This is a genomic window from Azospirillum isscasi (assembly GCF_030849505.1).
Classification (GTDB): Bacteria; Pseudomonadota; Alphaproteobacteria; order Azospirillales; family Azospirillaceae; genus Azospirillum; species Azospirillum isscasi.
Genome location: NZ_JAUJFI010000244.1, coordinates 1 through 5,805, shown reverse-complemented (window position 1 = coordinate 5,805; position 5,805 = coordinate 1). Strand labels below are relative to the sequence as shown.

Below are 5,805 nucleotides of genomic sequence, written 5' to 3'. Positions count from 1 at the left end.
CCGGCGCTCCGCCGCCCCCCTGCCCGCCCCCGCCGACCCCGTGGCGGCGACCCTGGCCCAGGTGGAGCGGCAGGCGGTGTGGTTCGGGCGCGCCGGGCTGACGCCCGAGGCCATGAGGATGCTCCAGGCGGAGCTGGACGCCGCCCGCGCCTTCCGGTGCGCGGCGCCGATCCCGGTCACGCTGGTCGGCAGCGACGTGCATCCCGGAAACTTCCTGATCGACGATGCCGGCAAGGCGTGGTTCACCGATCTGGAGAAGGCCCAGTACGGCCACCCGGCCATCGACCTCGCCCACGCCAGCCTCTACACCTCCACCAAGTGGGAGCGGGAGGTCGCGGCGGTCCTGACGCCCGACGCGGTGGCGGACTTCCACGCGGCCTGGGACGCGGCGGTGCCGCCCGCGCTGGCCGACGCCGTGCGCCCGTGGCGGCGGCCCTTGCGCCGGCTGACGTGGCTGCGCACCTTGTCCTGGATGGCCCGCTGGCGGGTGGAGGGCGCGGCCCTGTCGCCGGACATGCCGGACTCGCTGGCGGCCCATATGGACGCCCATGCCGCCGACGTCCTCCGCCCGGACATCATCACGCGCGTCGCCGCTGAATGGCGGTAGAAACATGCGATGGTTCGGGCCGCAGGATGGTTAACCCATGCATGTGGTTAATGGTAGACTAAGGAATTGAGCTTTAGGCTTTCCTGATCCAGACCCTCCGTTGGCGTGCAGGTGGACGCGGCATGATGACATTCCGATTTGGGTGGCCCCGATTTGGTCGGCCCCGATTTGGTCGGACAGCGCTCGGCGCGTTGCTCCTTTCCACGGCGGGCCTTTTGCCGGTTGGCGGCGCTTCAGCCGCGGCCCCGGCGGTGACGGACCGTCCGTCGCTGACCTCGGCGACCGGCAGCTATCTGGCGGGGCGCTTCGCCCAGCACCAGGACGACTGGGGGGCCGCCGCCCTGTTCATGGCGCACGCCCTGTCCGCCGACCCCGGCGACCTGACGCTGCTGCGCCGCACCTATCTGCTGAAGCTGGGCGAAGGGCAGTTCGACGCCGCCATCGACCTCGCCAAGCGGCTGCTGGAGCAGGACAGCGACCCGCAGATGGCCATCGCCCTGCTGGCCTCCGACAATCTGGCCCGCGGCAAGCTGAAGGAGGCCAAGGCCATGGCCGCGCGCATGCCCAAGGAAGGCATGGCGAAATACATCGGCCCGCTGATCGACGCCTGGCTGGCCGCCGCGGAGGGCAAGACCGACGCGGCGCTGAAGGCGCTGGAACCGCTGTCCACCGCCAGCGGCTTCGCCGCCCTGCACGACCTGCACGCCGGCCTGCTGCTGGAGTTGGGCGGGCGCAAGGACGCCGCCGGGGAGCGCTTCGCCCGCGTGATCGACAAGGAGGCGCCGCTGCGCGTCATCCAGATCGTCGGCAGCTTCCACGAGCGCAACGGGCGCAAGGACGAGGCCCGCAAGCTGTACGAGTCCTTCCGGGCCGGCAACCCCGACAGCCTGATGGTCGAGCCGGCGCTGAAGGCCCTGGCCGAGGGCAGGACCGCCGCCCCCGTGGTGTCCGACGCCCGCCAGGGTCTGGCGGAGGCCCTGTTCGACCTGGGCAGCGCCATCCATCACGAGGGGGCGGAGGAAACCGCCCTGCTGTTCGGGCGGATCGCCCTTCACCTGCGCCCCGACCTGTCGCTGGCGCGGCTGATGATCGGCGACATCATGGAGAACCGCGACCACCACGCCGACGCGCTGGCGGAGTTCCAGGCGCTGGAGAAGGACCCGGTGCTGGGCTGGACCGCCCGGCTGCGCGCCGCCGAGAGCCTCGCCCGGCTGGAGCGGACGGACGAGGCCATCGCCGCCTTCTCCTCCCTGTCCGCCGAACGGCCCGAGCGGACCGACGCGCTGGTCCGGCTGGGCGACCTGTACCGCGTCGCCAAGCGCTACGGCGAGGCGGCGGACAGCTACAGCAAGGCGCTGGACCGCATCGGAACGCCGGAGGAGCGGCATTGGGCGGTGCTCTACGCCCGCGCCATGTCCTACGACAAGGTGGACCGCTGGCCGGATGCCGAGCGCGACCTGAAGGCCGCGCTGGCGCTGAAACCGAACGAGGCCTTCCTGCTGAATTATCTGGGCTACAGTTACGTCGACCGCGGGCTGAACCTGGAGGAGGCCAAGGGGATGATCGAGAAGGCCGTCGCCCTGCGCCCCAAGGACGGCTACATCGTGGACAGCCTGGGCTGGGCGCTCTACCGCACCGGCGACTTCGAAGGGGCGGTGGAGAAGCTGGAGCGCGCGGTGGAGCTGAAGCCGACCGACGCCACCATCAACGACCATCTGGGCGACGCCTACTGGCGCGTCGGGCGCCGCAACGAGGCCCGCTTCCAGTGGACCCGCGCGCTCCGCACCGCGGAGGAGGAGCCGCAGAAGGAGGACATCCGGGCCAAGCTGGACAAGGGCCTGGTGGACCCCAAGGCCGCCGAGGCGGCGATGCCGAAGGTTCCGTAAGCGGCGCTTACATAGGGTCTGGCGCCTACTCCACCCATGGAGCATAAAGCCCTTCTTCCCCCGTTCGGGAAGAAGGGCTTTTCGTTTCCGGGGACCCCGACCATGAGCGCCATCGCCGAGGCCGCGCCGGCCAAGCTGAACCTCTATCTGCATGTGGTGGGCCGCCGGGACGACGGCTATCACGAGTTGGACAGCCTCGTCGCCTTCGCCGACGTGGCGGACCGGGTGACGGTCCAGCCGGGCGTGGCGCGGATCGCGCTGCGCGGGGTGGACCTGCCGCCGGTCGGGCCGCGGCTGGCCATCTCCGGCCCCTTCGGCCCGGCGCTGATGGGGGAGAATCCGGCGCAGAATCTCGTCATCCGCGCCGCCTACGCGCTGGCCGCCCGGCTGGGGCGCGAGACCGACGCGATGATCGCGCTGGACAAGGTGCTGCCCATCGCGTCCGGCATCGGCGGCGGATCGGCGGACGCGGCGGCGACCCTGCGCGGGCTGGCCCGGCTGTGGGGCGTGCCGGTGGCCGACCGGCGGGTCTACGAGGTCGCGGCCTCGCTGGGCGCCGACGTGCCGGTCTGCGTCGCCGGGCGAAGCTGCTATTTCGGCGGCGTGGGGGAGGTGCTGGAGGAGGCGCCGGCCCTGCCGGAAACCTTCGCGGTGCTGGTCAACCCCGGCGTCCCGGTGCCGACCCCCGCCGTGTTCAAGGCGCGCAAGGGCGCCTTCTCCGCCCCGGCCCGCTTCACCGAAGCGCCCGCCGACGCGGCGGCTCTGGCGGCGCTGCTGAGGGAGCGGCGCAACGACCTGACCGGCCCGGCCCTGACCGTCGCTCCGGTGATCGCCGACGCGCTGGCCGCGCTGGAGCTGATCGCGCCGTCGCTGGCCGAACGGTTGGCCGGGCGGATGCTGGCCGCACCGAAGGATTACGGCCTGGATGCGGTGGTCAAGCCCGCCGTCTTCGATCTCATGGATCGGTCGGAGGCGCGGAACCTCGCGGTGGTCGAAAGGTTGCGGAACGCCGTGCTGGACCACCTGCTCGCCCGTATCGCCGAACCCTTGGAGCCGCCGTAGGACTGGCGGCGAGTCAGCGCCCTGCCCTGCCACTGCCCCCAGTGTCGCGAGCTTGCCGCCTTCCTTGCCGATCCCTCGCGCGAACGCTGGGCGCTGAAGGCCGCCGAGCAGGCCCGCTCCCATGCCGAAACCGTGATCCTGAACGCCCAGGCCGATCTGGACGTGGCTACGGAGCGGCGGGGCCGGCCCTGCACCCTGATCGGGACCAAGAACCAAGCCGGTTACGACCGTCGTGTGGAGCAGCGCCGGCAGGATTTGACCGATCTCGAGCGGCTGCGCTCCCCTTCGGTATTCAGATAGATAAGCGTAGGGAATGTCACTCCCGACCATTGCGTGCCTTCGCAACTACGTTATCGCGCGACCTGATTGTCCGGATGCGATACGTCCTTGGCGGCATACACCGTGAGCTGAGCGGCAACCTTGGTTTTGGTGAGTTCGCACGGGCTGGGAGGTCGGTAGGCGGGGTTGGCCAGCTCGGGTTTCGCCTTCAGGCGCTCGCGGACGACCTCGTCGGGTGAGTGGCCTTTGAGGACGCGTTGCCGGCGGGCGTTGTAGGCAAGCTTGTAGCCGCGCAGCAGGCGCTCCAGGGCGTTGTGCGTGCCGATGCACATGATCAGAACCTCCCGTCCGATGCGGCCGTTGAAGCGTTCGACCATGCCGTTGGTCTGCGGCGTGTAGGGCTTGGTCGTGCGGTGTTGCACACCCAGGGCGCGGCAGGCCGCCTCGAAGCCGTCGGCGGTGAAGCAACTGCCGCGGTCAGTCAGCACGTGGGTGATGGTGAAGGGAAAGGCGGCCACGGCCTCTCTGAGGAAGGCGGTGGCGCAGGCTTCGGTTTCCTCGTCCTTGACCGCCAGGTGGACCATGCGCGAGGCACGGTCGATGGCGACGTAGAGGTAGCGTTTACGGGCCCCGGAGCCGATCACGTGCAGCTTCGGCAGGTGCTTGATGTCGATGTGCAGGAAGCCGAGGTCGTACTCTTTGAAGTGCTTGGTGCCCTTCTTGGGCGCGTTGGTCGGGCGGTCGGGCAGGCGTCCCAGGCCCTCGGCCTTCAGGATGCGGTAGATGGCGTCGCGGTTGAGGTGGGGCAGGAAGTGGCGCACCGTAAACGTGATGTCGTCGAGTGGGAACCCGGTGCTCCGGCGCAGCTCACAGACGATGGCGCGCTCTTCCTCGGTGGCCCGCCAGCGCAGGTGCTGGGGCCGCGATGAGTGATCCTGAATGTCCTCGGAACCACGCTTGCGCCATTTGCGGATGGTTTCGGTGCTGACGCCGTAGCGCTTGGCCAGCACGCCCGAGGGTTCGGTCGAGGCGGCGATGGCCGCGCGTACCGCCGGAGTGGTGCGGGCGTTGGGATGGATGTGGTACATGGCGGCTCCTCCCGGTCGGGGCCGAACAGGCTCAGCGTCGCCGCCACGCGGAATGATGCCCGCCGCGTCCGGCCCGTCAACCCTGGCCCTGGCGGGCCACCGCCGGAGGCGGCTGTGGGGTTGACCGGCCGTCGCGCGGCGGGCGCTTTGGGCTTGTCATGGCGACGACGGACGGGACTGCACCAATAGCCGGCCTACTGTGGCGCAGGACCTAAGCGCCTTTCGATCCACCAGCCATATTCCTGAATGGCCCAACAGACCGGGTCCCAACAACGTTCCGCCATCAAACAGCTACCCCGAACTCAGCACCAAGCGGCTGCTGCGCGAAATCCGCGAGCGGGGCTATGAGGGCGGCTACACGATCCTGAAGGCGGCGGTGCGCACCATCCGCCCCAAGGCCACCCCGGCCTTCGAGCGCCGCTTCGGAACCCCGCCCGGCAAGCAGGCCCAGGTCGACTTCGCCTTCTTCAAAACCACCTTCACCGACGAGCCCGAGGCGGAACGGGTCGTCTGGCTCTTTTCCATGGTGCTCGGCCACAGCCGCATGATGTGGGCCCGCTTCGTCGCCCGCCAGGACCTGCCGACCGTTCTGCGCTGCCACATCGCCGCCTTCGAGGCCTTCGGCGGCGTGCCCGGGCAGATCCTCTACGACCGCATGAAGACCGCCGTGCTCGGCGAAGCCGAGGATCCGGACCAGCCGGGCCGGGGCATCGCCTACAACGCCAAGCTCCTCGATCTGGCCGCCCACTACGGCTTCCTGCCTAACAGGTCGCGGAAAAACGAACATATTTCGGCTTTTTGCCCCCGCTGAGGCTTGGAAATGGCGTTTCCGCCGCCCGTTTTTGTCAGAATGGAGCGCCTTTTCGCGCTCCGAGACGCTCGG

The 5,805-nt window shown here is 69.8% G+C and carries 4 protein-coding genes and 1 pseudogene; 4 read left to right on the top strand and 1 reads right to left on the bottom strand.

Translation table 11 applies throughout. The features are described 5' to 3' along the window. The 3 genes from QSG27_RS27280 to QSG27_RS27270 form a co-directional block, all read left to right on the top strand. On the top strand, positions 1-607 hold a 607-nt coding region (locus QSG27_RS27280; RefSeq protein WP_306711769.1), incomplete at its 5' end, for a phosphotransferase family protein. 251 nt (positions 608-858) lie between these two features. Continuing rightward, positions 859-2,493, top strand: a complete 1,635-nt coding sequence (locus tag QSG27_RS27275) for a tetratricopeptide repeat protein (RefSeq protein ID WP_306711767.1) — start codon at positions 859-861, stop codon at positions 2,491-2,493. A gap of 102 nt (positions 2,494-2,595) precedes the next feature. Continuing rightward, positions 2,596-3,555, top strand: coding sequence for a 4-(cytidine 5'-diphospho)-2-C-methyl-D-erythritol kinase (locus QSG27_RS27270; RefSeq protein ID WP_306711765.1), 960 nt, complete (start codon positions 2,596-2,598; stop codon positions 3,553-3,555). Between the two features lie 350 nt (positions 3,556-3,905). Here the strand turns inward: QSG27_RS27270 and QSG27_RS27265 are convergent, their stop codons facing one another. After that, positions 3,906-4,922 carry an IS481 family transposase gene (locus QSG27_RS27265; protein WP_306711764.1) on the bottom strand — a complete coding sequence of 339 codons (1,017 nt, stop codon included), beginning with the start codon at positions 4,920-4,922 and terminating at the stop codon, positions 3,906-3,908. A 169-nt stretch (positions 4,923-5,091) separates the two neighbouring features. On the opposite strand from QSG27_RS27265, the pseudogene QSG27_RS27260 reads away from it, so the two are divergent. Beyond that, positions 5,092-5,697, top strand: a pseudogene (locus QSG27_RS27260) (DDE-type integrase/transposase/recombinase); the annotation flags it as partial. Positions 5,698-5,805: the final 108 nt, after the last annotated feature.